Here is a 23,932-nt window from a genome sequence, read left to right as displayed (position 1 = left end):
TGGGAGTGGACATGTTCAGAAGCTCGCGTTCGCTGCGTCCCGCCCGCCTCTGGATGACTGCCGCCGTGTTCCTGCTGGCCTTCGCCGCCGCCCGCCCGGCGCTGGCGGGGAACCGCGGCCCGGACGCCGCGCAGCAGACCCCGGCGGCGCTCTATCACAACTACTGCTCGGTGTGCCACGGCGATGCCGGCGACGGCAACAGCCGCGCGTCCGCCAGCCTGAAGCCGCCGCCGCGCGACTTCACCAGCCCGCAGTCTGCGCAGGAGCTGACGCGCGAACGCATGCTCGCCGCGGTCGGGAACGGCGTGCCGGGCAGCGCGATGGTCGGCTGGCACACGCAATTGAGCGACGAGCAGGTCGGCCAGGTGGTCGACTACGTGCGCGGCACCTTCATGCGGCCCAGCGTCAACGACGACAGCCGCGGCCGCCAGATCTATGCGCGCGTGTGCTCGGTCTGCCACGGCGACGGCGGCACCGGCTCGATGTGGGCCAGCGCCAACCTGAAGCCGGCGCCGCGCGATTTCTCCTCGCCACAGGCGAAACTCGAACTCACCCGCGAACGCATGCTGGCCGCCGTCGCCGCCGGCCGCCCGGGCACCGCCATGCAAGGCTATGCCAGCCGCCTGAGCGGCGAAGACATGGCGGCGGTGGTCGATTACATCCGCGGCGCGATCATGCGGTCCGACGGCATACAAGGGATCCCGGGCAGCCATGCGCGCGACCTGCCGGCCCATGCAGCGGCGGCCCCCGCGCCGCAGCTTGCGGCCGCCGTGCCCGCCAGCCCCAGGGCACCCGCCGCGGCGCCGGCGACCCAGGCCGACGTCTCGCTGCCCTTGCCCGCCGGCCTGCGCGGGGACGCTGCCGCCGGCCACAAGTTCTACGACGCCAACTGCGCCACCTGCCACGGGCTCAAGGGCGACGGCCACGGGCCACGCGCGTACTTCATCAACCCGAAGCCGCGGGTCTTCACGAGCGACGCGTCGCGCGCGATGCTGAACCGGCCGGTGATCTTCGCGGCCACCTCGGCGGGGCGGCGCGGCTCCGAGATGCCTGCCTGGGACAAGGTGCTGTCGCCGCAGGAAATCGCCAACGTCTCGGAGTACGTGTTCCGTGCCTTCATCCAGCCGGGGGCAAGCGATGTCGCGAGGAACCGGCAGTAGGGCGGCCGGCTGGCTGCGGCACGCCGCCGCCGCCTTCGTCGTGGCCGGCATGGCGCTGCTGGCCGCCTGCGGTGAACGCGCGCCACGCGCGGCGACCCCGGTCGCCAGCGCGGCCACCGTGGAGCAGGGGCGCGCGATCTACAACTTCCGCTGCTACTTCTGCCACGGCTACTCGGGCGACGCGAAGACGCTGGCCACCAGCTACCTCGACCCGAAGCCGCGCGACTTCCGCGCCACGCGGGCGCAGGACCTGTCGCGCGCGGCCATGATCGCTGCCATCCGCAACGGCAAGTCCGGCACCGCGATGAAGGGCTTCACCGGCATCCTCTCGGAGGCCGAGATGGCGGCGGTCGCCGATTTCGTGCGCGACGAGTTCATGGACAAGCAGGCTGGGAACACGCGCTATCACAGCAAGGAAAACGGCTGGCCCGACCACGAGCGCAACGCCGTGGCCTTCCCGTTCGCGCGCGGCGAGCTCGCCATCGACACGCCGTGGGAGCAGCTCACGCCGGACCAGCGGAAAGGCATGCGCCTGTTCCGCAGCACCTGCATCACCTGCCACGACCACGGCAAGGTGAACGATCCCGGCAAGGTCTGGGAGTCGCGGCCGGTGAGCTTCCCGCGCGATGCGTACTGCACCAGCTGCCACCAAAACGTGCCGCGCTCGGCGCCCGAGGGCGCGGCGCATCCGGTGCGGCCGGCGACGCACACCTTCTCCGCGCCGGATGGCAGCGTGCCGGTGCGCTCGCCCACCCGGCCCGAGGCGCAGCTGGCCGCCAACTACGTCGTGCACGACACGCCGCCCGTGCTGGTGGCCGCGACGGCGCAGGAGCTGCGGGGTGAGCGTCTGTTCCAGAAGAACTGCGCTTTCTGCCATGCGGGCGACGGCACGTCCAAGGGCTGGATCGGCAGCTTCCTCGAGCCGCATCCGCGCGACCTGACCAGCGCGGTGGAGATGAAGGGGATGACCGGCGAGCGCATCCTGCGCGCCATCGGCGAGGGCCTGCCGGGCACGTCGATGCCGGCGTGGAAAAGCGTGATGCCGGCGTCGGATATCGAGGCGGTGGCGGCGTACATCTCGCGCGCGTTCCATCCGGTGCCGGGGATCGCGTCGGGGCAGTAGCGGGCAGAAGGCGGACATCCGAACGCAAAGGGCGCGAAGGATTCGCAAAGGACGCAAAAAAATCCAATGACGTTTGATTTTCCTTTTGCACCCTTTGCCTCCTTTGGCTATTCCCCCGCATTCCTCCGCAAAAGAAAAGCAGCCCTCGAAGGGGCTGCTTGCACGGGTACGCGTGTTGCCTACTTCGCCGCGGCCATCAGGAAGTCCACCGCGGCGCTCAGGTCGTCCGCGCTCAGCGCGGCGTTGCCGCCCTTGGGTGGCATCGCGCCCTTGCCGCCGGTGACCGAGGCCACCAGGGCGGGCTTGCCGGTCGCCACGCGCGGTGCCCAGGCCGCCTTGTCGCCGAGTTTCGGCGCATTGGCCACGCCGGCCGCATGGCACATCGCGCAGGTTTGTTCGTAAACGGCCTTGCCGTCGGCAGCGAATGCCGTCGCGGCCAGGCCCATCGTCGCAAGGGCCACGAGGCCCGCTGCAATGCTCTTCATCTGACTTTCTCCTTGTGGGGGTGAAAACACCGACGGTGAAAGTGCAAGCGCCATGCCGGAAGATCCGCGGCCGGGCTCACGCCGCGGCGCGTGGCCGAAAGCTTGATGCCGGTCAAGGATGCGGCGTGCCACGCTCACGCCAGGCGTGCCGCACGCAAGCCTTCCCGTCTCGCCCCAAGGAATCCCGGCACTGCTTTTCCTGCCTTTGGGAAGGTGCGGGGCCGCTGCGCGTGCGCGGGAAGCGATGCGAGGACGGCATGGCGCTTGCGTCGTATCGCGCATGCTCACTGTCCATGGCCTGACCTGCGTGCGCGGCACGCGCCCGCTCTTTGCGGGGCTCGACTTCGCAGTCGAAGCCGGCAGCTGGGCCCACGTGCGCGGCGCCAACGGCTCGGGCAAGACGAGCCTGCTGCGCCTGCTGGCCGGGCTGGCGAAGCCGGAGGCGGGCGACGTGCGCTGGAACGGCGAGCGTGTGGGCACGGAGGACTTCCGCCGGGAATTGATCTATCTCGGTCACCACGCCGCGGTGAAGGAAGACCTCACCGCGCGCGAGAACCTGTGCTTCGCCGCCAGCCTCGACGGCGTCGAGCTGGCGGGTGAACAGGCTGGCGACGCGCTCGCACGCTTCGGCCTCGCCGGGCGCGAAGACCTGCCGGTGCGCCATCTCTCCGCTGGCCAGAAGCGTCGCGTGCTGCTGGCACGCACCGTCACGCGTGCGGCCAGGCTCTGGATCCTGGACGAGCCCTTCACTGCGCTCGACACGAAGGCGGTGGAGCACCTGTCGAACCTGGTCGCGAACCACGTGCGGCAGGGCGGCCTGGCGGTGCTGACCAGCCACCAGGCGATTTCGCTGCCCGCCGGTCAGGTCGTGGAGCTGTGAACGCGATGATCAGCGTCATCAAACGCGACCTGCTGCTGGCCATGCGCCGCAAGGCGGAGGTGCTGACCGCGCTGTTCTTCTTCCTGATCGTCAGCAGCCTGTTTCCGCTAGGCATCGGCCCCGAGCCGGCGCTGCTGCGCAAGATCGGCCCGGGCGTGTTGTGGGTGGGCGCGCTGCTCGCCACCATGCTGGGACTGCAGCGCATCTTCGCCGCCGACCACGCCGACGGCACGCTCGAACAAATGGTGCTTGCGAGCGCGCCGCTGCCGCTGCTGGTGGCCGGCAAGATCGCCGCCCACTGGCTGGTCTCGGGCCTGCCGGTGGTACTGCTGGCGCCGGTGCTCGGACTGCAGTTCGGCCTCGACGCGCAGTCCCTGCTGGTGCTGACGCTCGGGCTCCTGATCGGAACGCCGGTGCTGTCCCTGATCGGCGCGATCGGCGCGGCGCTGACACTGGGCGTGCGCGGTGGCGGCGCTCTGCTGAGCCTGCTGGTGCTGCCGCTCTACATCCCGACGCTGATCTTCGGCGCGGGCGCCGTGCCGGCGCAGTTGTCGGGGCAGGGCGCCGGCGGGCATCTCTCGCTGCTCGGCGCGCTTCTTGCGCTGTCCCTGTTCTTTGCGCCGTGGGCGACCACGGCGGCCCTGAGGATCTCACTCGAATGAATCATCCATTGATCAACTGCTTCCGCCTCTCGAGTCCGGTGAGCTTCTATCCCGTCGCCGGGAAGCTGGTTCCCTGGTTCTGGCTGCTGGCCGCGCTGTTCGGGCTGACCGGCCTGTACGTGGGCTTCATGATCGCGCCGACCGACGCAACGCAGGGCGAGGGCTACCGCATCATCTTCCTGCACGTGCCGGCCTCGTGGATGTCGATGTTCATCTACGTCGTGATGGCCGCGTGGGCGGCGGTGGGCATGGCCTTCAATACGCGGCTGTCGTCGATGGTGGCGCTGTCGCTGGCGCCCACCGGCGCGCTGATGGCCTTCCTGTCGCTGTGGACCGGTGCGCTCTGGGGCAAGCCGACGTGGGGGACCTGGTGGGTGTGGGACGCGCGCCTGACCTCCGAGCTGATCCTGCTGTTCCTGTACCTCGGATTCATGGCGCTGCATGCGGCCACCGACGAGGCGCGCCGTGCCGATCGGGCCGCCGCCGTGCTCGCCCTGGTCGGCCTGGTGAACGTGCCGATCATCTACTTCTCGGTGCAATGGTGGAACACGCTGCACCAGGGATCGTCGGTCTCGCTGACCCGGTCCCCGTCGATGGCACACGCCATGCTGGCAGGCATGCTGCTGATGGCGCTGTGCTTCTGGATGTATTCGATCGCCGCGGCACTCACCCGGCTGCGCGCCATCATCCTCGAGCGCGAGGCGCATACGGACTGGGTGCTGCATCTGCCGGAGGCCGCCGCATGAACAACTGGAACTCGCTCTCTGAATTCATCCACATGGGCGGCTACGCGCTCTACGTGTGGGGCAGCGTCGGCGTCTGCGCAGTAGCGCTGGCGGCCGAACAGGTGCTGCTGAAGCGCCGCACGGAATCGGTCGTGCGCAACCTGCGGCTGCGCGCGCGGGCCCAGCGCCTGGACGCGGGACCGGCATGAAGAACTGGCACAAGCGCGGCGCGGTCATCGCCGCCGGCCTGCTGGCCCTGGGCACGGCGTCGGCGCTGGTGCTGAACGCGTTGAACAGCAACATCGCGCTGTACGTGACACCCAGCGAAGTGGCCGCTGGCAAGGCGCCCGAAGGCCGCGCGTTCCGCATCGGCGGCATGGTCAAGCAAGGGTCGCTGCGGCGCGACGACCTCACCGTGCACTTCGTGATCACCGACCTGGCCAGGGAAGTGCCGGTGGCCTACACGGGCCTGCTGCCGGACCTGTTCAAGGAAGGCAAGGGTGCGGTGGTGCAGGGCAGGCTGGAAGCCGGCGGCGGCTTCACCGCCTCGGAGGTGCTCGCCAAGCACGACGAGAACTACATGCCGCCGCCGGCGCAGCACGCGCTCGACGAGGCCAGGAAGCACCAGGGCGGGGGCAGCCTGAAATGAAGATCAAGTTCCTGATCCCGCTGCTGGCGTTCCTGGTGCTGGCCGTCTTCCTGGGCATCGGCCTCACGCACGACCCGCGCAAGCTGCCGTCCACCATGATCGACAAGCTGGCGCCTGCGTTCCGGATTGCGCAGGTGCATGCGCCGGACCAGACCTTCTCGCCCGCGGACATGAAGGGCCAGGTCTGGATGCTCAACGTCTGGGCCTCGTGGTGCACCGCGTGCCGCGTGGAGCATCCGCTGCTGGTGGAGATCGCGCGTTCCAATGCGATCCCGCTGGTCGGCCTGGACTACAAGGACCAGCGCGAGGATGCCGTGCCCTTCCTGCAGCAGCACGGCAACCCCTACATGCTGTCGGCGCTGGACCTCGATGGCCGGGTGGGCATCGACTACGGCGTCTACGGCGTGCCCGAGACCTTCATCATCGACAAGGCCGGCCGCATCCGGCACAAGCAGATCGGGCCGATCACGCCCGAAGCGTTGCAAGACGAGATCCTCCCCTTGATTGCGCAGTTGAAGAAGGATTGAACGCGTGGCCCGACAGCCCGCCCTTGCCGCCGGGCCCGGCGAAGTCTTCTTCGCCGGCGTGGACGGGCATGCACAGCTCCCGCAGCTCGCAGTTGGAGCAGGCGACCTGGATGCGAACGGGATGTGCCACGGGTCAAATTGTGGCGAGCGGGCGCTCCCGCGCCATGACGCAGATCAAGCGGGCGAGGGCGGTCGCAGCGCAAAGTACTTCCGCATGAGCGCTACCACCACGATCTCCCCCGAGCTGCTGCGCCGCTTCGACATGGCGGGCCCACGCTACACCTCGTATCCCACCGCCGACCGCTTCGTGGACGCCTTCGCGGCGCCGCAGTACGAACAGGCGCTGGCGCAGCGCCGCGACGGCCCGGCGGCCTCGTCCAGGCCGCTGTCGCTGTACGTGCACGTCCCCTTCTGCGAATCCCTGTGCTACTACTGCGCCTGCAACAAGATCATCACCCGGCACCATGAGCGCGGCCAGGCCTACCTGCGCTACCTGCAGCTGGAAGTGGAGTTGCACGCGGCCGTGCTCGGCACTGGCCAGGCCGTCTCCCAGGTGCACCTGGGTGGCGGGACGCCCACCTTCCTGTCGGACGCGGAGCTGGCGCAGCTCATGGCGATGCTGCGTCGCAGCTTTGCCATCGCGCCCGGCGCCGAATGCTCGATCGAGATCGACCCCAGGACCGTGGACGGCATCCGGCTGCAGGCCCTGGCCGACCTCGGATTCAACCGGGTCAGTTTCGGCGTCCAGGATTTCGACCCGCAGGTGCAGAAGGCGGTACACCGGATCCAGCCCGCCGAACAGGTTTTCGCGCTGGTGGCGCAGGCCAGGAGCGTGGGCTTCGAATCCATCAATGTAGACCTCATCTACGGCCTGCCGCGGCAGACACCCGAGTCGTTCGCCCACACCGTGGCGCAGGTGTCGCAGTTGCGGCCGGACCGGATCGCCCTGTACGCGTACGCGCACCTGCCGGAGCGCTTCAAGCCGCAACGTCGCATCGTCCCGGCCGAATTGCCCGGGGCCGCGGACAAGGTCAGCATGCTCGGGCAGGCGCTGGCTGCGTTCCAGGCCTGCGGCTACGTGTACGTGGGCATGGACCACTTTGCCTTGCCGGGTGACCCCTTGGCGGTGGCCAAGCGCCAGGGCCGGCTGCACCGCAACTTCCAGGGCTACAGCACCCAGCCGGACTGCGACCTGATCGGGCTGGGGGTGTCCGCCATCGGCCGCGTCGGCTCGACCTACAGCCAGAACGCGAAGACCATGGAGGAATACTGCAATCACCTGGACCAGGGGCGGCTCCCCGTGGTGCGTGGCCTTTCGCTGACGCGCGACGATCTCGCGCGGCGTGCGGTGATCATGGCGCTGATGTGCCAGGGCGAAGTGGTCTTCGAGGCGATCGAGACTGCGTGGCTGCTGGACTTCAGGAGCGCGTTCGCGCCGGAGCTGGAGCACTTGCAGCAGCTGCAGGAACAGGGGCTCGTATCCATCGACGCGGCCGGCGTGCAGGTGACGGACGAGGGCTGGTTTTTCGTGCGGGCCGTCGCGATGGTGTTCGACCGTTATCTGCAGGCTGATCGCAGCCGCGCACGCTTTTCCCGGATTCTCTGAACGATCGGACCGCATGGACTTCGAGCCTTCGCCGCGGGCGCGTGAGTGGCTGGGCCGGCTCGAGACTTTCCTCGATCGCTTCGTGCTGCCGCACAATGCCGCCTGGCACCGCGAGGCCGCAGCCGGCCGGCACGCAGCTTTCGTCGGTGAGTTGCAGGCGCTCGCGCGCGACGAGGGGCTGTGGAATCTGTGCCTCCCCACGCTGCCGGTCGACGCGCCCGGCACGCGCCTGGACAACCTGGACTACGCACCCCTGGCCGAAGCGATGGGCCGACTGCCCTGGTCGGCCGAGGTCTTCAACTGCAACGCGCCGGACAGCGGCAACATGGAACTGCTGTTGCGGCACGGCTCGCCGATGCAGCAGGAGCGCTGGCTCGCGCCCTTGCTGGCAGGGCGCATCCGATCCGCGTTCGCGATGTCCGAGCCGGACGTCGCGTCGTCCGATCCGACGGCACTGCAGGCCCAGGTGCGGCGCCAAGGCGATCAGCTGGTGGTGAGCGGCCGCAAGTGGTTCGTCACGGGTGCGGCGCATCCGGATTGCCGGCTGCTGGTCGTCGTCTGCCGGGATGCCGCCGCGACCGGGAGCGAGGCGCATCGTTCGCACAGTCTGGTGCTGGTGCCGATGGACACCCCGGGCGTGGAGGTGGTGCGCAACATACCCGTGCTGCAGCATGCGGCCCCGGAAGGCCATTGCGAGCTGGTGTTCCGCCAGGTGGCGGTGCCGATGGCCAATCTGGTGGGCGCCGGGTGTGACGGCTTCGCCCTGGCGCAGGCCAGGCTCGGCCCGGGCCGCGTGCATCACTGCATGCGCACCATCGGCCAATGCGAGCTGGCGCTGGCGCTCGCCTGCGACCGGGCCCTGGAGCGGCGAGCCTTCGGCAAGCCGCTGGCGCAGCAGGCGAACGTGCAGGAGTGGATTGCGGAGTCGCGCCTGGAGATCGACCAGGCGCGCTTGCTGGTGCTGCGCACGGCCTGGGCGCTGGACCAGCCGGTGCCGGGCGCCGGCTTGCGCGAGAGCATCGCGGCGATCAAGGTGGTCGCGGCACGCCTGCAGACGCGGGTGGTTGACCGCGCGATCCAGATCTTCGGCGCCATGGGCTTGTCGCCGGACACGCCGCTCGCATCGCTGTTTGCCTGGGGCCGCGCGTTGCGCATCATGGACGGACCGGACGAGGTGCACCTGCGCAGCGTCGCGCGGGGAGAGCTGCGGCGGGCGGCGCAGCAGCGGGGCAAGTGGACGGACTACTTCACCACCCCGCAACAACTCGAAGCCCCGGTGCGGATCCGCTAGCACTCCATCGCCTGCGGACCCGGTCAGCGGCGTGGTGCATGGTCGCCTGCGCCGGATCCGCCGCGAAACGCCGTGTCAGGCGAGTGCGTCAACCGCAGGCGCCGACATGGCCGCACGCCGTGCAGAAGTCACAGCCATCCTTGCGGATCATGGCGTGACCGCCGCACTCCGGGCACTTGCTGCCCGCCATTGCCACGCCGGCGAGGGCGGATACAGGCGCAGTCGCCAGCGTGGCGACCGGCTCGCCCTGCCGGCGCGCGATGATGTTCTGGATCGCGTAGGCGATCGCCGCCACCTCGGAGTCGTGCCACAGCGGCACGGCAGCGCCATCCGCCCTGGCATGGCTTCCCAGGCGTACCGCTCCGCGATCCCAGGCGACCTTGCGCATGTCCGCGAGTGCGCGCTCGAGAAAGCCGCCGCGCGCGGCCAGCGACAGCAGCCGCATGCTCGAAGTGATCCACTGCTGGGATTCGCCGCTCTGGCCGACGGGCATGAAGAACTCGATCGCACGCTCACGGCCGTCCTCCACCGGCAGGAAGGACACGACGATGTAGAGCGTCTGTCGTCCGGACTGCGTCCAGTATTCGACCTTCTCCACCGTGGCGGGCAGCTGCCCCTTGGGCCGGCTGGCGATCATGGTCCGCATGGGGTCCGCGGTCCGGCGCTGCCCAGCCGGCTCGGCCAGGCTCGCCGGCTCCGGCTCCGGCGCCACCGTCAGCACGGCGCCGAGAATATCGTTCGGCCGGTAGGTGGCCAGGCCCTTCAGTCCGGCTCGCCAGGCTTGCAGGTACAGGCCCTGGAAGTCGGCGTAGGGATACTCCGCCGGCACGTTCACCGTCTTGGAGATCGCGGTGTCGATGAAAGGCTGCACCGCTGCCATCATCGCCAGGTGATCGGAGGCCGGCATTTCGAGCGCGGAAACGAAGTACGGCGGCAGCTGCTGCACATCGCCGCCCAGCGCCCGGTACAGCCGCCACGCATGATCCTCCACCTGGTACTCGGACGTGCTGCCGTCGGACTCGCGCTTCTTGCGGCGGTAGGTCCACGAGAACGGCGGCTCGATGCCGTTCGACGCGTTGTCGGCGAAGGCCAGGCTGACCGTGCCGGTCGGGGCGATCGACAGCAGGTGGCTGTTGCGGATACCGTGCTGGCGGATCGCCTGTTGGAGTGGTTCGTCCAGGCGGCTGGCGAAGGTGCCGGCTTCCAGGTAGCGGCCGGCATCGAACAGGGCGAACGCTCCTTTCTCCTTCGCCAGTTCCACCGACGCGGCATAGGCCGCGTCGCGCATCGTGCGGGCGATCTGCGCCGCGGTCTCGCAGCCGGCCGGGGTGTCGTAACGGACCTTCAGCATGGCCAGCGCATTGCCCAGTCCGGTGAACCCGACGCCGATGCGGCGCTTGGACTGCGACTCCGCCTGCTGCTGCGGCAGGGGCCACCAGGTGAGGTCGAGGACGTTGTCGAGCGCCCGGACCTGCACCGCCACCGCCCTGGAGAATCCCTCGAAGTCGAACCCCGGTGGTCCGCCGAAGCCGAAAGGGTGCTGCACGAACCGCGTCAGGATGACCGGTCCCAGGTCACAGCAGCCGTACGGAGGCAGGGGTTCCTCGGCGCAGGGGTTGGTGGCTGTGATCGTCTCGCAATACCGCAGGTTGTTGTCGCGGTTGATGTTGTCCACGAACAGGACGCCCGGTTCGGCGAAGTCGTAGGTGGACTTCATCACTGTGTCCCACAGTTCCTGGGCGGGGAGGGTGCGGTACACCCAGAGGCCGGCATCGCGCTGGTGCGCGCCTTGCGCGAGCAGTGCCGCGCCTGGCGTTGCCTTGTGCACCAGCTGCCAATCGCCGCCGGATTGCATGGCGCGGATGAACTCGTCCGTCACTGCGACGGATACGTTGAAGTTGTTCCACCTGCCGGGCTCGCGCTTGGCGGTGATGAACTCCAGCACGTCGGGGTGATCGATGCGCAGCACGCCCATCTGCGCGCCTCGGCGGGCGCCGGCGCTTTCGACCGTGCTGCAGGAGCGATCGAACACGTCCATGTAGCTGCAGGGCCCGGACGCGAGCGAGGCGGTGGCGCGTACCTGCGCGCCGCGCGGCCTGATGCGCGAGAAGTCGTAGCCGACGCCGCCACCGCGGCGCATGGTCTCCGCCGCTTCGCGCAGCGCTTCGTAGATGCCCGGAAAGCCATCGTCGTCCCGCCCCTGGATCGCGTCACCCACCGGCTGCACAAAACAGTTGATCAGCGTCGCCTGCAGCTCGGTGCCCGCGGCGCTCATGATCCGGCCGGCGCCGATCGCGCCCGCCTGCAGGTTGGCGAGAAAGCGCGCCTCCCACGCGAGGCGCAGCGGCTCGGCCTCGACGCTCGCCAGCGCCCGGGCCACGCGGCGCAGGAGGTCGGCCTCGTTCGCCTCGCCGGGCTTCAGGTACTTTTCGCGCAGGACGTCGTGGCTGATCGGCTGCGTGGCGAGCGCCGGCAGGTCCGCAGGGAAGTCGCGCTTCATGCTTGCTGTTCCTCGAGCTGCAAATCGGCGGGCACGCGGTTGGCGACCAGCCATTCCAGCAGGTCCTTGACCGGACGAATCTGGCTGCCGAAAGGCAGGCGGCCGGCACCCCGGAAGAACAGGCCCTTGCGCAGGTCGCCCGTGAGGGCATGGCCAAGCACCTTGTCGATGCAGAACTGGCCCCAGCTGCCATTGCCATCGCGCAGCCCGCAGTGGGCCAGGCAGTCGAACCACATGGTGCAATGCTCCTTGGCGTGCGCCGCTTCCTGCATCCTGTCCTGCAGGCGCAGGTACTTGTCCAGCCAGGGCGTACGCACTGCCCTGGCGGGCAGGCCGGCCACGCTGGTGAATTCCACGAGATCCTGCGGCGTGGCGCCGGCCAGCACCTGTTTGAACGCCAGGCTCGCGTCGCTCTCCCGGGTCACCGCGAAAGCGGTGCCCAGTTGCACGGCGGACGCGCCCAGGTCCTGCAGCCGCCGGATGTCCTCATGCGTCGAGATGCCTCCCGCCGCAATCAGCGCAATCCGGCCTTCGAGGCCGGCCTGCCGGAAGAAGGCCGCCACCGCCGGCAGCACCACGTCGAAGTCGAATCGCCGGTCGTGCAGATCCTCGATCTTCGCCGCGCCGAGGTGCCCACCCGCCAGCCCCGGATGCTCGATCACGATCGCGTCCGGCAACCGGCCCTTCTTCTCCCACTTGCGCACCAGCAGTTGCACGCCGCGCGCGTCCGAGAGAATCGGAATCAGCGCGACGTGCGGAAAATCGCGCGCCAGGTCCGGCAGGTCCAGCGGCAAGCCGGCGCCGACCGCCAGCGCATCGGCACCGCTTTCCAGGGCCTGCCGCACATAGGTCTGGTACTGCTCCACCGCCTTCATGACGTTGACCGCGATGAGTCCATGGCCCTGCGACAGCTCACGGGCGCGCCGGATTTCCCGGTCCAGTGCTTCCCGGTTGGCGGCGTCGATCAGCAGCTTCGCATCGGCCCCTGCGAGATGGCTGGTGCGCTCCATGAGGTCCGGGTGAAGGCGCCGCAGGTCCACCGAGGAGATCGTGCCGACCGCGTCGAACGAAGCCACCGTGCCGGCCAGCCGGCCGGCGGAGACGCCCACGCCCATGCCACCCTGCACCACGGGCAACAGCGTGCGGCCGCGGAAGTTCCACAGGGCAAGGCCGCAGCCGCTGGCCAGGTCAGTCGCAAGGGATGTGTCCATAGTCTTCCACGTACGCCCGGCAAGGACCGGACCCGGGATCGAGGTTAACCAGGCGCAAGGAAATCTCCTTGCGGCGCGTCAAGGACATGAATCTCTTCCTGGAGCGTGCCGACCAGGTCTGGCTGGACGGCAAGGGCATCGACGCTTTGGCAGCTGTTGCCAGCGCCATGCAATGCGCGGCGAAGCTACTCGCCTGCGGCGCGATCGTCGCGACTGCTTCTCGCGATCGACACCAGCAGCCAGACGCTGCCCGCCACCGCGCCGAGGAAGCCCAGAAGGCCGAAGAAGGGCAGGCCGAGGAAGCTGGGGCCACCTGGCACTGTCATGACGATGGACGACCCGACGATCAGGGCGGCGACCACGACGCCGATCGCCAGGCGGTTCGCTGCTCGATCGAGCTGGTTGCCGACCCTCCTGAGGTGCTGCACGTCGATCTGGATCTCCAGCCTGCCGCGCCGGAGTGCCCGCAGCAAAGCCGACAGGTCCTGCGGCAGGCCCGAGAGCAGCGGCAGCATCTCACGCAGGGAGCGCCAAGCCCTCTGGAGCATGACGTGTGGTGCGTAGTGCTCCCGAATGGCGCTTTCGAGCACCGGCTGTGCCTCGCCGGCCATGTCGAACGCGGGGTCCAGTTCGCGGCCCATGCCCTCCAGCGTGATCAAGGCCTTGATCAGCAGTGCAAGATCGGCCGGCAGGCTCAGGTGGTGCTCGCGCAGCATCCGCACCAAGTCGTTCATCATCTCGCCCACGCGCAGTTCCCGCAGGGGAACCGCGCGGTACTGGGCAACGAAGTTCTCGATGTCCATGATCAGCCTTGCGTGATCGGTGGCGCGAGTTCCCGCCCATTCCAGCAGCACGTCGGCGGCGGCGGCGGATTGTTGTTTCACGAGCCCGGTCAGCAGCCGCATCAGCTGCTCACGTCGTTCGTCCGTCAGCCGGCCCACCATTCCGAAATCGACGAAGGCAATGCGATTGCCTGGCAGGTAGAACACGTTGCCCGGGTGCGGATCGGCGTGGAAGAATCCGTCGCGAATGATCATCTTCAGTACCGCGCGCGCGCCGCGTCTTGCGAGCACCCGACGGTCCAGTCCTGCCTCATCGACGGACGAAAGACGGGTGCCGGGGATTCCCTGCACCCTGTCCTGCACGCAGACCCGCTCGCTTTCCCAGTACACCGCCGGTATGACGATGACCGGCAGCGCCGGCACTGCCAGGCCGTTCACGTCCGTCTGCGGCGGCGCAGAGTCGGCGTCGCAGTAGCCGGCAAAGTTCTCGGCCATGCGACGTGCATTGCGCGCCTCCGCGGCGAAGTCAAGTTCCCGGCGCAGTGACTGCGCGAATTCGCGCACCACCTGCTGCGGCTTGAAATCTCGCAGCGCGCTGTTCTCCGTATCCGCGAGCAGCGCAAGACGCGCCAGCAGGCGGAGGTCGGCCTCCACCACCGGCCGGATGCCCGGCCGCCTCACCTTGACGATCACTTCCGTGCCGTCCCGAAGCGTGGCACCGTAAACCTGAGCAAGCGATCCCGTGGCGACGGGACTCGGATCGAACTGCGCAAAGAAGTCCTGCGGCGGCGCGCCGAGGTCCTCCGTCAATTGCTCACGCACCGACTCGTAGGGCGCCGGAAGCGAGTTGTCGTGCAGCCGGCTGAATTCGGCGATCCATTCCGGCTCGAGCAGGTCTACGCGGGTCGCCAGCACCTGCCCCAGCTTGACGAACGTGGGGCCCAGATCTTCCATGGCCCGGCGCACGCGCGCCGGCGGCGCAAGATGTGCGTACTCCTGCGCATCCTGCCAATGCAGTGCTCGCCCTGCATGTTCCAGAGCCGCTGCCAGGCCGATGCGGCGCACTGCGTCGCCAAAGCCATAGCCGATCAGCACCGACGCGATGTCGTACAGGCGGCCCAGGTCACGAACGCTGGCGAGTGCTTGCCACAGCATGGATACGGCCGCTCCTGTCTTCGGGGTGGATGCTTTCGTACATGGAGTTCTCCTGGCTCACGGACCATACCTTACGCGCTCCCGGGTCCACCGCCAGTTGATGGGTGTCAACTGGATGGCAGGTCATTGCGCCGTGTCCGTGTCCGTGGTCGCGGGCGCGTGCCCTGATTTCCTCTGGCGTTTTGGCCGTGAACGGTGGATGTTTTGCCGGGCGGATTGCGTCCGAACGGGCGCAGGCGTAGAAGGAGGCAAGCGCGGAGGATGGGCATGGGTGCTTTTGAGTTGCCGGATTCGAACACGGCGGCCTGGCTGGCCGGCCTGCTGGATTCGGCCATGGACGCCATCATCACCGTGGACGAGGCGCAGCGCATCGTGCTGTACAACCGCGCGGCCGAACGAATCTTCGGCTGGCCGGCCGCTGAGATGCGGGGTGCCGCCTTGTCCAAGCTGCTTCCCGAACGCCATCGCGACGGACACGGCCAGCACCTGCGCCGCTTCGGCGCCACCGGCAGCACGTCGCGCCGCATGAGCGGCAGCTCGGTGGTGCATGGGCTGCGCAGCAACGGCGAAGAGTTTCCGGTGGACGCCTCGATCTCGCAGCTCGATACACCGCAAGGCAAGCTGTTCACCGTGATCCTGCGTGACGTCACCGAGCGCGCCGAGAGCGAACAGGAGCAGGGACGGCTGGCGGCGCGCCTCTCCGGCCTCCTCGACTCCGCCATGGACGGGATCGTCACCATCGACGAGTCGCAGAAGATCATCCTCTACAACCGGGCGGCCGAGCGCATCTTCGGCTGGCCGGCGCTGCAGGTGATGGGCCGCTCCATGGAGATGCTGATGCCCAAGCGTCTGCGCACCGGGCACAAGTCCCACGTCGCGCGGTTTGGCGCCACCGGCGTCACCTCGCGCAGGATGGGGGATCGCACTGTCCTGATGGGACTGCGCGCCAACGGCGAGGAGTTCCCGATCGACGCCTCGATCTCGCAGTTGCTCACCCCCGAGGGCAAGCTGTTCACGGTGATCCTGCGCGACGTGACCGAACGGGTGCGAGCGCAGGAGGAACTGGCGGCCTTCGCTGCCGAGGCGAGCGGCATCCGCGAACAGGAAAAGTCCCGCATCGCACGGGAGCTGCACGATGAACTGGCCCAATCCCTGACGGCCCTGAAGATGGACGCGAACTGGGTACGCGCCAACCTCGGCGACCCGAATGCGGCAGCCGCGAAGCTGACGGACATGCTGGGGCTGCTGGACCAGGCAGTCGGTTCCACGCGCAGGATCGCGGCCGACTTGCGGCCGCTGGTGCTGGACGACCTGGGGCTGGCCCCCGCACTGGAGTGGCTGACGGGCAGTTTCACGCAGCGTCACCAGATCCCCTGCGAGCTGGCGATGGACGAAACCCTGGATCTCCAGGAGCCGTATGCGACGGCGCTGTTCCGCATGGTGCAGGAGTCGCTGGTGAATGTGGCGAAGCACGCGCAAGCGCGCACGGTACGCGTGCAGCTGGCCAGGACCGCGGAGGGTGTCGTGATGAGCGTGGAGGACGACGGCATCGGCTTCCGCCCGGCGGACCCACGCAAGCCGCAGTCGCTGGGGCTGGTGGGGCTGCGCGAACGCGCGCGGCTGCTTCGGGGATCGGTCGCGATCGCCAGCGAGCCCGGCAAGGGCACGCGCGTGGAAGCCCGGATCCCGCTGGGCGAGCAGCCAGACGCCGCGGCGATTTGAGCAGGATCAAGCATCGAGTGCTGCTCGGAATGCGCTGAGGCCGAGTCCTTGCGCGGTGTTCCGCACGCAGTTGATGCGGCGCAAACCCCCAGGGCAGCGCACGTCTTATGTTGCGTTTCTTGCTGTCGCTGCTGCAACCAAGGGAACCACCATGACACCGAACGTCGGCCTCCTCGATCTCGTGCTGCGCATTGCCGTCGGCGCGGCCCTCCTCTTCCTGGCGAGCGTGGGCTCGATCGGACCCTGGGGTTACATCGGAGTCGTGCCGTTCCTCACCGGGGTTTTCAGGTACTGCCCGCTGTACGGCTTTCTCGGGTTCAAGACCTGTCCCGCGGCGGAAAACCGTCGCTGACGGCCGGTACAGCGCAAGCCGGAAGAACCGGGCGGCCCACCGCGAAATGCTGGCGAGCGAAATCCACGCGCTGCTTGATCTGGCGCAAGTCGCGCGTCGCCTCGAAGCCTAGGCTGTCGGACGACCCATCCACCGCTGACAGGAACGCGCAATGAGCATCCGCAATCTCGATCGTCTTTTCGCGCCCCGCTCCGTCGCCGTGCTGGGCGTAGCTTCCCGCCCGGGCAACGTCGGGGCCATCGTCCTGCGCAACCTGCGCAAGGGCGGCTTCCAGGGTGCGTTGTGGGCCGTGGATCGCCAGCGCGGTGAAATCGACGGCATTGAAGTCTGGCCCGAGGTCGCGTCGCTGCCCGCGGCTCCGGACCTCGCCGTGATCTGCACGCCCGCCGCTGCGGTGCCGGAACTGATCGCCGCGCTCGGGAGGAAGGGCACCCGCGCCGCCGTCGTGGTGACCGCCGGACTGAAGCAGCGCGCGGCGGAAGATGGCCCCACCTTCGAGCAGCAGATGCTGGACGCCGCGCGGCCCTACCTCCTGCGCATCCTGGGACCCAACTGCATCGGCGAACTGGTCCCCGCGGCATGCCTGAATGCCAGCTTCGCGCCGGGGAACGCCGCCCCCGGCCAGCTGGCCTTCGTCACACAATCCGGAGCGCTGGCGACCGCGATGCTGGACTGGGCCAACGGCCAGGGCATCGGCTTCTCGCATTTCATCTCCCTCGGCGACAGCGCCGACGTGGACTTCGGGGACGTGCTCGACTACCTGGCCAGCGATCCGGGCACGCGCGCCATCCTCATGTACATGGAATCCGTGAAGCACGCGCGCAAGTTCATGTCGGCAGCGCGCGCCGCGGCGCGCAACAAGCCCGTGATCCTGGTGAAGGCGGGGCGGGCGCCGGACGGCGCACGGGCGGCCGCTTCGCACACCGGCGCGCTGGCCGGTTCGGACCAGGTGTTCGACGCGGCGGTGCGGCGCGCCGGGATGCTGCGCGTGGACACGCTCGACGGCCTGTTCGACGCGGCCCAGACGCTTTCGCGTCCGCGCAAGTGGGTCGGCGAGCGGCTCGCGATCCTCACCAACGGCGGCGGCGCCGGTGTGCTGGCCGCGGACGCACTCGCGTTCGGCCAGGGACAGCTGGCCGTGCTTTCGGCCGCAACCCTGGGGGCACTCGATGGCTGCCTGCCGGCAAGCTGGTCGCATGGCAATCCGGTGGACATCGTCGGCGACGCGCCGGTGGAGCGCTACCGCGACGCCTTGCGTGTGCTCCTGGCCGCGCCGGAGGTCGATGGCGTCCTGTTCATGCACGCACCCACGGCCATCGTGCCGGCGCCGCAGATCGCGTCGACCTGCCTGCCGCTCGTGCAGGATGCGGGCAAGCCCGTGCTGAGCTGCTGGTTGGGCGGGGCGACCGTCGAACCGGCCCGGCAGGCCTTCGCGGGAGCCGGGCAGGCCTGCTATGCGACACCGGAGCGTGGCGTCGACGCCTGGATGCAGCTTGTTCACTATCACCGCAACCAGGCCGCGCTGCTGCAACTGCCCGATGCGCAGCCGAATGACATCCGCCCGGACCGCGCCTGCGCGACCGACATTCTGGAGGAGGCCCTGGCCTCCGGTCGCGAATGGCTGGACGCGGCACAGACCATGGCGGTGCTCGAGGCCTACGGAATTCCGACGGTCCCGACGGTGAAGGTACGCGATGGGGAGGAGGCGGCCAGCACTGCGGCAAAACTTGGCTACCCGGTGGCGTTGAAGATCGTCGCGCCGGAGATCGTGCACAAGTCCGATGCCGGCGGCGTGGCCCTGAACCTAGCCAACGGGGACGCGCTGCGCACTGCCGCGGTCCTGATGCGCCAAGGCGTGGCTCGCGCCCGGCCCCATCCGCACGTCCTGGGCTTCACGGTGCAGCCCATGGTCCACCGACAGCATGCGCATGAACTGATTCTCGGGATCGCGACGGACCCCTTGTTCGGCCCCGTCGTCGTCTTCGGCGCCGGAGGAACGGCCGTGGAGTTGCGCAAGGACACCGCCGTGGACCTGCCGCCGCTGAATGCCTTGCTCGCTCGCGAGCTGGTCGGCCGCACCCGGGTCGCGCAGCTGCTTGCCGGCTACCGCGACCAGCCGGGCGTGAACCAGCCCGCGCTGCTGGACGCGGTGCTGCGGGTTTCGCGGATGGCGGCCGAACTGCCTGCGATCGCTGAACTGGACATCAATCCGCTGCTGGCGGACCCGGACGGGGTGATCGCGCTCGATGCCCGCATCCGGTTGCGCCGGCCGGCGGCCAATGAAGAAAGCCGGCTGGCGCTGCGGCCGTACCCGTCGGAGCTGGAAGAGCGCCTGCAAGTCGGCGGCCGCGAACTCCCGGTGCGGCCGATCCGACCGGAAGACGGAGCCAGGCTCGCCGCCTTTTATGCCGAATGCACCCCGGCCGACATGCGGCTGCGCTTTTTCCTGTCGCGGCGCGAGGTGCCGCTTTCCGAACTGGCCCGCTATTGCCAGATCGACTATGAGCGCGACATGACTTTCATTGCGCTGGACGCGGGGCGCATCGCGGGCGAGGTGCGCGCGGTGTGCGACCCGGACAACGTCGAGGCCGAATTCGCGATCCAGATCGCATCGGACTGGCAGCACCGCGGGCTCGGGGATTTGCTCATGGCCAAGCTGCTGGCCTACTTGCGCGCGCGAGGCACCGCGCAAGTCGTGGGCCAGTGCCTGCAGGAGAACGTGGCGATGGCCGCGCTGGCCCGCGGCAGCGGCTTCACGGTGCGGACCGCGCCTGACGGCGTTCTGGCATTCCGGCTCGGACTCTGCGCTCCCGAGCGCGTGGGCAGCCGTGCATCGCGTGCCTGATCGCGGTCAAGCCGGGACTACCGTGGCCTGGCTACATTGCGCCATTCACCGCGCGGAGCCGCAATGAGCAAGTTCAGGTTCATCCTCATGCTTCTCCTGTTCGTCTCGCGGCTGGCCTGCGGCTTGCCCCTGCTGACGCAGCAAGATACCGTGCAGGGCGTGACCATGGCGGTGACCCCCGGGGCGCTGAACGAGGGAAACCCGGTGTGGGAGTTCGCGGTCGCATTCCACTCGTCCGGACCGCCGCTGCAGGACGATCTGCTCCAGGCTGCCTTCCTCATCGCCGGCGGTCAGCGGCTGCAGCCGCTGGCATGGGAGGGGGAGGGTCCCACCCCGGCGCACCATCGCGCCGGGATCCTGAGGTTCGTTGCGCTGCGCAGCCTGCCCGGGGACCTCGAGTTCCACCTTGAGCGCCGCGGTGAGGCCACGACGAGAGTTCTCCGCTGGGATTTCAGGGGATGGTTTGCGATGGCGTCCCCGGCGCGCAACTGAAGCAACACCCGCTGCGCTGCGTACCGCCTTGAGCGGCCTCACTGGAAAGCGCGACGCCGCGTGTAAAAGAATTTCTTCGCGAACTCGGTGGCCACCACGTACGCAAGCGTCAAGGCGATCATGGCCAGCATCAATGGCGCAGGCAGCGGAACAAAGCCGAGGGCGCCTGCGAACGGGAGGTACGGCAGCAGCAGCGTCAGGGCGATCACGGCGAGGGTGCTGGCCAGCAGCAGCTTGCTGGGCCGGCTTCGCCAGAAGAGGCCACGCGTGCGGACCACCAGGGCAATGACCAGTTCCGTCAGCAGCGACTCGACGAACCAGCCGGTTCGGAATTCCTGCGCTGCCGCCTGGAACAGCCATAGCAGCACGGCGAAGGTCAGGAGGTCGAACACGGAACTGACCAGGCCGAAGACCACCATGTAGTCGCGGATGAACTGCGTGTCCCAGCGTCGCGGGGTGGCGACCATGTCCGCGTCCACGTTGTCGCTGGCGATCGTGGTGGCGGGAATGTCCGACAGGAAGTTGTTGAGGAGAACCTGCGAGGCCAGCAGGGGAAGAAAGGGCAGGAAGACCGAGGCCAGTGCCATGCTGAACATGTTGCCGAAGTTGGCACTGATGGTGGTGAGGATGTACTTGAGCGTATTGGCAAAGGTCCTGCGCCCTTCGTCGATGCCCTGCCGCAGGATGCCGAGGTCCTTGCGCAACAGCACGAAGTCGGCCGCATCCTTGGCAACGTCCACGGCGGTGTCCACCGAAATTCCCACGTCAGCCGTGTGCAGGGCCGGAGCATCGTTGATGCCGTCGCCCATGTAGCCGACCACATGGCCGGCCTTGCGCAAGGCGAGGATGATCCGCTCCTTCTGGTTCGGGTCCACTTCGGCGAACACGGTCGCCTCCTGCGCCGCGTGCCGCAGGGCCTCCTCGCTCATCTCGTTGAGTTGGCGCCCCGTCAAGGTCAGCGCCACCGGCAGGCCGATGGTCGCGGCCACATGGCAGGCCGCCTTGATGTTGTCCCCGGTGATCATCTTCAGTTGCACGCCCCTTCGGGCCAGGTCGACTATGACCTCGCGGACATCGTCCTTGGGCGGATCGAGGAACAGCAGAAAGCCGGCGAAGCACATGCCGCATTCATCGGCGCGTGTATACGACCCAGTGCGGTCTTCCAGCACGCGTGATGCAACCCCCAGCACGCGGAAGCCCTGGCCGCTCCATTCTTCGTAGAGCGCCTGGATGTTCGCCCGGATCGCCGCATCGAGCGGTGTCACGGCCGCCGCGGTCCTCGCGCCGATGCACATGGCCAGCACGTTGTCGAGGGCTCCCTTGGTCACGATCGTTCTCTCGCCAGTGGCGTCGGCGGCGACCACGGAGAGCGCCTTGCGCACGAAGTCATAGGGGATCTCGTCGATCTTGCGGACTTCGGTGAGCCCGGCTGCGCCGTCGTGGCTGGCTGCCCTGCTGATCGCCTCGTCCAGCGGGTTGGCCATGCCGGTCTGCAAGCGTGCATTGATGCCCGCGAGCCGCAGGACCGACGCACTTGCCTGGCCATCCACGTCGAAGGCCCCATCGAGTTCGACGATCCCTGCGGTCAGCGTGCCGGTCTTGTCCGTGCACAGGACGTCCATGCTGCCCAGGTTCTCGATCGCGTTGAGGCGGCGCACGATGACGCCCAGTGCAGCCATGCGCTTGGCGCCGTGCGACAGGGTGATGCTGATGATGGCGGGCAGCAGTTCGGGTGTCAGCCCCACGGCCAGAGCGAGGGCGAACAGCAGCGAAGCGATCGGCGGCCTGGCCATGAAGATGTTGATGGCCAGCACCACGATGACCATGGCCAGCATCACGCGCGTCAGCAGGTACCCGAAGCGATGAATTCCCTGCTCGAACTCGGTCAGGGGAGGGCGCAGCGCGAGCTTTCCCGCGATCTGGCCGAATGCGGTGGACTTGCCCGTTGCCGCGACCAGCACGTTGGCAGTGCCGCTGCGCACGCTCGTCCCCATGAAAACGCAGTTGCTGCGTGCTGCAAGGCCGGTGTCTGCGGCGACCACCCCCGGTACCTTCTCCACCGGAAACGCTTCGCCGGTGAGCGCCGCCTGGTCGACCAGGAAGTCACGTGCCGCGAGCACGACGCCATCGGCCGGGACCAGGCTTCCGGCCGCCAGCTGGACGACATCGCCCGGCACCACCCGGGACGACGGCAGCGACACGGCCGCGCCGCCCCGCAGCACCGTGGAAGTCATGGTGATCTGCGAGCGGAGTTTCTCGACCGCGTTGCCGGCGACGTACTCCTGGACGAAGCCCAGGGCGGTGCTGCCGAAAACGACCACGAGCACGATGCCCGCGTCCACCCACTCGGACGCTGCCAGCGACACCACCGACGCGATGATCAGGATCAGCACGAGCGGGCTCTTGAACTGGTTCGCGTACAGCCCCAAGGCACCCGCCTTGCGCGTGGCGTCGAGGGTATTCGGCCCGTATTGCGCAAGCCGTTGCGCACCCTCTGCCGCGCTCAGGCCGCCCGCATCTCCACGCAACTGCGCCAGCAGCTGCTCGTGCGGGACACTCCAATAGGCGTCGGCCTCGACTTCAGTGGCCGGAGTTCGCTCCACCATGATGACCGATCCAGGGCAGGGCCTGTGTGCTGGCTGGTTGCGATGCCCGGAGCAATGCACGGGTGTGGCGGGCGATCTGTTCGTCTTCCAGGCAGGGGAGCACCCGGACCTCGCACCGTGATGCGGAGTGCTGGATTGGACCGATGGCAGAACGGTTTCGCGCTTCGTCCAGGCTGATGCCCATCCAGGACAAGCCCGCACACACCGCGGCGCGAACCTGCGCGTCGTGCTCCCCGATGCCCCCGGTGAAGACGATCAGGTCGACCCCGTCCAGCACGGCGACCATGGCGGCGATCTGCTTGCGCACGGAGTAGCAGAACATCTCGATGGCAAGACGCGCAGCGGGGTTGCCGGCTGCTTGCTGGTGCAGGCACCGCATGTCGCTGGCGACGCCCGAAATGCCAAGCAGCCCCGACTGCCGATTGAGCATGGCTTCCACGGTTGCGGCGTCGAGGTTCGCCTTTCGCATCAGGTAGAAGAGGACGCCGGGATCGAGATCGCCGCTGCGCGTTCCCATCACCACGCCGCCGGTGGGTGTCAGGCCCATGCTGGTATCCACCGATTTGCCGTCTTGAACTGCCGTGATGCTGGCGCCGTTCCCGAGGTGAGCGACGACCATGCGCCTGGGCAGATCGCTGGCCAGTTGGTGCACGATGGATTCGATGGACAGGCCGTGAAAGCCGTAGCGCTGGACGCCCTCGGACTGCCATGCCTTGGGAACTGGAAGGATCCGTGCAACGTCGGGAAGCCCGGCGTGGAAGGTCGTGTCAAAGCAGGCCGCCTGCGGGATACCGGGGAAATTTTCCTGTGCGAACCCGATCACCGACAGGGTCGAAGGCATGTGCAAAGGCGCAAAGGCCGTTGCAAGTTCAAGTCTCGCCAGGACGGAGTCGTCGATCAGGCAATGCTGGCGCAGCGACGGCCCGCCATGGACCACCCGGTGGCCTATGGCCGCCGGCGCTGGCAGCCCGGACTTGCCGAGAATGCCCCTGATCTCGCGCAGCGCTGCGAGCAGTCCGCCGCTCGCGTGGGTTTCGACTTCCCCGCCCAGCATCGTGGCAGCCGTCGCTTCATTGACCTGGTACAGCCCGTACTTCAACGACGACGACCCGCTGTTCAGCGCGAGCACGTGCAGGGCGGCATCGGTTGCGGTCATGTC

General features: G+C 68.4%; 19 protein-coding genes and 1 pseudogene. 14 read left to right on the top strand and 6 right to left on the bottom strand.

Annotation, left to right across the window (positions count from 1 at the left end):
* The first annotated feature begins 11 nt into the window (after positions 1-11).
* Together JWP60_RS01550 and JWP60_RS01545 are read left to right on the top strand one after the other, a co-directional pair.
* Positions 12-1,160, top strand: coding sequence for a c-type cytochrome (locus JWP60_RS01550; protein WP_299785703.1), 1,149 nt, complete (start codon positions 12-14; stop codon positions 1,158-1,160).
* Entirely contained in the window at positions 1,138-2,283 is a 1,146-nt protein-coding gene (locus JWP60_RS01545) for a c-type cytochrome (RefSeq protein ID WP_299785702.1), read from the top strand. Before JWP60_RS01550 ends, JWP60_RS01545 begins: the two co-directional genes overlap by 23 nt.
* 179 nt (positions 2,284-2,462) lie before the next feature.
* On the opposite strand, the pseudogene JWP60_RS01540 reads toward JWP60_RS01545, so the two are convergent.
* Positions 2,463-2,696 (bottom strand): annotated as a pseudogene (locus JWP60_RS01540) (c-type cytochrome); the annotation flags it as partial.
* A 352-nt stretch (positions 2,697-3,048) separates the two neighbouring features.
* On the opposite strand from JWP60_RS01540, the gene ccmA reads away from it, so the two are divergent.
* The 8 genes from ccmA (at position 3,049) to JWP60_RS01500 (ending at position 9,108) form a co-directional block, all read left to right on the top strand.
* The gene (ccmA, locus tag JWP60_RS01535) at positions 3,049-3,648 is read left to right on the top strand and encodes a cytochrome c biogenesis heme-transporting ATPase CcmA (protein WP_299785700.1); all 600 of its coding nucleotides are present in this window, start codon (positions 3,049-3,051) and stop codon (positions 3,646-3,648) included.
* Positions 3,649-3,653: 5 nt separating this feature from the next.
* Positions 3,654-4,310: a heme exporter protein CcmB gene (ccmB, locus tag JWP60_RS01530; RefSeq protein WP_299785698.1), complete on the top strand. Its 657-nt coding sequence runs from the start codon at positions 3,654-3,656 to the stop codon at positions 4,308-4,310.
* Complete coding sequence (gene ccmC, locus JWP60_RS01525) at positions 4,307-5,056, top strand: heme ABC transporter permease CcmC (RefSeq protein WP_299785696.1); 750 nt, start codon at positions 4,307-4,309, stop codon at positions 5,054-5,056. The genes ccmB and ccmC overlap by 4 nt, the downstream gene beginning before the upstream one ends.
* On the top strand, positions 5,053-5,244 hold the full coding sequence (gene ccmD / locus JWP60_RS01520) for a heme exporter protein CcmD (RefSeq protein WP_299785694.1): 192 nt from the start codon (positions 5,053-5,055) through the stop codon (positions 5,242-5,244). The genes ccmC and ccmD overlap by 4 nt, the downstream gene beginning before the upstream one ends.
* Entirely contained in the window at positions 5,241-5,684 is a 444-nt protein-coding gene (ccmE, locus tag JWP60_RS01515) for a cytochrome c maturation protein CcmE (RefSeq protein WP_299785692.1), read from the top strand. The genes ccmD and ccmE overlap by 4 nt, the downstream gene beginning before the upstream one ends.
* Complete coding sequence (locus tag JWP60_RS01510) at positions 5,681-6,211, top strand: DsbE family thiol:disulfide interchange protein (RefSeq protein WP_299785690.1); 531 nt, start codon at positions 5,681-5,683, stop codon at positions 6,209-6,211. The genes ccmE and JWP60_RS01510 overlap by 4 nt, the downstream gene beginning before the upstream one ends.
* A 214-nt stretch (positions 6,212-6,425) precedes the next feature.
* Entirely contained in the window at positions 6,426-7,817 is a 1,392-nt protein-coding gene (gene hemN, locus JWP60_RS01505) for an oxygen-independent coproporphyrinogen III oxidase (protein ID WP_299785688.1), read from the top strand.
* A gap of 13 nt (positions 7,818-7,830) precedes the next feature.
* On the top strand, positions 7,831-9,108 hold the full coding sequence (locus JWP60_RS01500) for an acyl-CoA dehydrogenase family protein (protein ID WP_299785685.1): 1,278 nt from the start codon (positions 7,831-7,833) through the stop codon (positions 9,106-9,108).
* A gap of 88 nt (positions 9,109-9,196) precedes the next feature.
* Here the strand turns inward: JWP60_RS01500 and JWP60_RS01495 are convergent, their stop codons facing one another.
* The 3 genes from JWP60_RS01495 to JWP60_RS01485 form a co-directional block, all read right to left on the bottom strand.
* Positions 9,197-11,608 carry an adenosylcobalamin-dependent ribonucleoside-diphosphate reductase gene (locus JWP60_RS01495; RefSeq protein ID WP_299785683.1) on the bottom strand — a complete coding sequence of 804 codons (2,412 nt, stop codon included), beginning with the start codon at positions 11,606-11,608 and terminating at the stop codon, positions 9,197-9,199.
* Entirely contained in the window at positions 11,605-12,819 is a 1,215-nt protein-coding gene (locus tag JWP60_RS01490) for a nitronate monooxygenase family protein (protein WP_299785681.1), read from the bottom strand. Before JWP60_RS01490 ends, JWP60_RS01495 begins: the two co-directional genes overlap by 4 nt.
* A gap of 185 nt (positions 12,820-13,004) precedes the next feature.
* On the bottom strand, positions 13,005-14,756 hold the full coding sequence (locus JWP60_RS01485) for an AarF/UbiB family protein (protein ID WP_299785679.1): 1,752 nt from the start codon (positions 14,754-14,756) through the stop codon (positions 13,005-13,007).
* Positions 14,757-15,023: 267 nt separating this feature from the next.
* On the opposite strand from JWP60_RS01485, the gene JWP60_RS01480 reads away from it, so the two are divergent.
* The 4 genes from JWP60_RS01480 (at position 15,024) to JWP60_RS01465 (ending at position 20,167) form a co-directional block, all read left to right on the top strand.
* On the top strand, positions 15,024-16,478 hold the full coding sequence (locus tag JWP60_RS01480; protein WP_299785677.1) for a PAS domain S-box protein: 1,455 nt from the start codon (positions 15,024-15,026) through the stop codon (positions 16,476-16,478).
* A gap of 151 nt (positions 16,479-16,629) precedes the next feature.
* Entirely contained in the window at positions 16,630-16,830 is a 201-nt protein-coding gene (locus JWP60_RS01475; RefSeq protein WP_299785675.1) for a DUF2892 domain-containing protein, read from the top strand.
* Positions 16,831-16,981: 151 nt separating this feature from the next.
* Positions 16,982-19,675 (top strand): bifunctional acetate--CoA ligase family protein/GNAT family N-acetyltransferase, encoded by a 2,694-nt coding sequence (locus tag JWP60_RS01470; protein ID WP_299785673.1) that lies wholly within the window; start codon positions 16,982-16,984, stop codon positions 19,673-19,675.
* A 63-nt stretch (positions 19,676-19,738) separates the two neighbouring features.
* Positions 19,739-20,167: a hypothetical protein gene (locus JWP60_RS01465; RefSeq protein ID WP_299785671.1), complete on the top strand. Its 429-nt coding sequence runs from the start codon at positions 19,739-19,741 to the stop codon at positions 20,165-20,167.
* Between the two features lie 38 nt (positions 20,168-20,205).
* Here JWP60_RS01465 and mgtA read toward each other — a convergent pair whose 3' ends face one another.
* Positions 20,206-22,773 (bottom strand): magnesium-translocating P-type ATPase, encoded by a 2,568-nt coding sequence (gene mgtA / locus JWP60_RS01460; protein WP_299785669.1) that lies wholly within the window; start codon positions 22,771-22,773, stop codon positions 20,206-20,208.
* The gene (locus JWP60_RS01455; RefSeq protein WP_299785667.1) at positions 22,748-23,929 is read right to left on the bottom strand and encodes an acetate/propionate family kinase; all 1,182 of its coding nucleotides are present in this window, start codon (positions 23,927-23,929) and stop codon (positions 22,748-22,750) included. The genes mgtA and JWP60_RS01455 overlap by 26 nt, the downstream gene beginning before the upstream one ends.
* Between the last annotated feature and the right edge of the window lie 3 nt (positions 23,930-23,932).

Origin of the sequence: Ramlibacter sp. (assembly GCF_028291745.1) — a bacterium.
Classification (GTDB): Bacteria; Pseudomonadota; Gammaproteobacteria; order Burkholderiales; family Burkholderiaceae_C; genus Ramlibacter.
This window is presented reverse-complemented; position numbering and strand designations above follow the sequence as displayed.

Coding starts and splice junctions, on each gene's coding strand:
- JWP60_RS01550 (WP_299785703.1), top strand. CDS start 12: ATGTTCAGAAGCTCGCGTTCGCTGCGTCCCGCCCGCCTCTGGATGACT.
- JWP60_RS01545 (WP_299785702.1), top strand. CDS start 1,138: ATGTCGCGAGGAACCGGCAGTAGGGCGGCCGGCTGGCTGCGGCACGCC.
- ccmA (WP_299785700.1), top strand. CDS start 3,049: ATGCTCACTGTCCATGGCCTGACCTGCGTGCGCGGCACGCGCCCGCTC.
- ccmB (WP_299785698.1), top strand. CDS start 3,654: ATGATCAGCGTCATCAAACGCGACCTGCTGCTGGCCATGCGCCGCAAG.
- ccmC (WP_299785696.1), top strand. CDS start 4,307: ATGAATCATCCATTGATCAACTGCTTCCGCCTCTCGAGTCCGGTGAGC.
- ccmD (WP_299785694.1), top strand. CDS start 5,053: ATGAACAACTGGAACTCGCTCTCTGAATTCATCCACATGGGCGGCTAC.
- ccmE (WP_299785692.1), top strand. CDS start 5,241: ATGAAGAACTGGCACAAGCGCGGCGCGGTCATCGCCGCCGGCCTGCTG.
- JWP60_RS01510 (WP_299785690.1), top strand. CDS start 5,681: ATGAAGATCAAGTTCCTGATCCCGCTGCTGGCGTTCCTGGTGCTGGCC.
- hemN (WP_299785688.1), top strand. CDS start 6,426: ATGAGCGCTACCACCACGATCTCCCCCGAGCTGCTGCGCCGCTTCGAC.
- JWP60_RS01500 (WP_299785685.1), top strand. CDS start 7,831: ATGGACTTCGAGCCTTCGCCGCGGGCGCGTGAGTGGCTGGGCCGGCTC.
- JWP60_RS01495 (WP_299785683.1), bottom strand. CDS start 11,608: ATGAAGCGCGACTTCCCTGCGGACCTGCCGGCGCTCGCCACGCAGCCG.
- JWP60_RS01490 (WP_299785681.1), bottom strand. CDS start 12,819: ATGGACACATCCCTTGCGACTGACCTGGCCAGCGGCTGCGGCCTTGCC.
- JWP60_RS01485 (WP_299785679.1), bottom strand. CDS start 14,756: ATGCTGTGGCAAGCACTCGCCAGCGTTCGTGACCTGGGCCGCCTGTAC.
- JWP60_RS01480 (WP_299785677.1), top strand. CDS start 15,024: ATGGGTGCTTTTGAGTTGCCGGATTCGAACACGGCGGCCTGGCTGGCC.
- JWP60_RS01475 (WP_299785675.1), top strand. CDS start 16,630: ATGACACCGAACGTCGGCCTCCTCGATCTCGTGCTGCGCATTGCCGTC.
- JWP60_RS01470 (WP_299785673.1), top strand. CDS start 16,982: ATGAGCATCCGCAATCTCGATCGTCTTTTCGCGCCCCGCTCCGTCGCC.
- JWP60_RS01465 (WP_299785671.1), top strand. CDS start 19,739: ATGAGCAAGTTCAGGTTCATCCTCATGCTTCTCCTGTTCGTCTCGCGG.
- mgtA (WP_299785669.1), bottom strand. CDS start 22,773: ATGGTGGAGCGAACTCCGGCCACTGAAGTCGAGGCCGACGCCTATTGG.
- JWP60_RS01455 (WP_299785667.1), bottom strand. CDS start 23,929: ATGACCGCAACCGATGCCGCCCTGCACGTGCTCGCGCTGAACAGCGGG.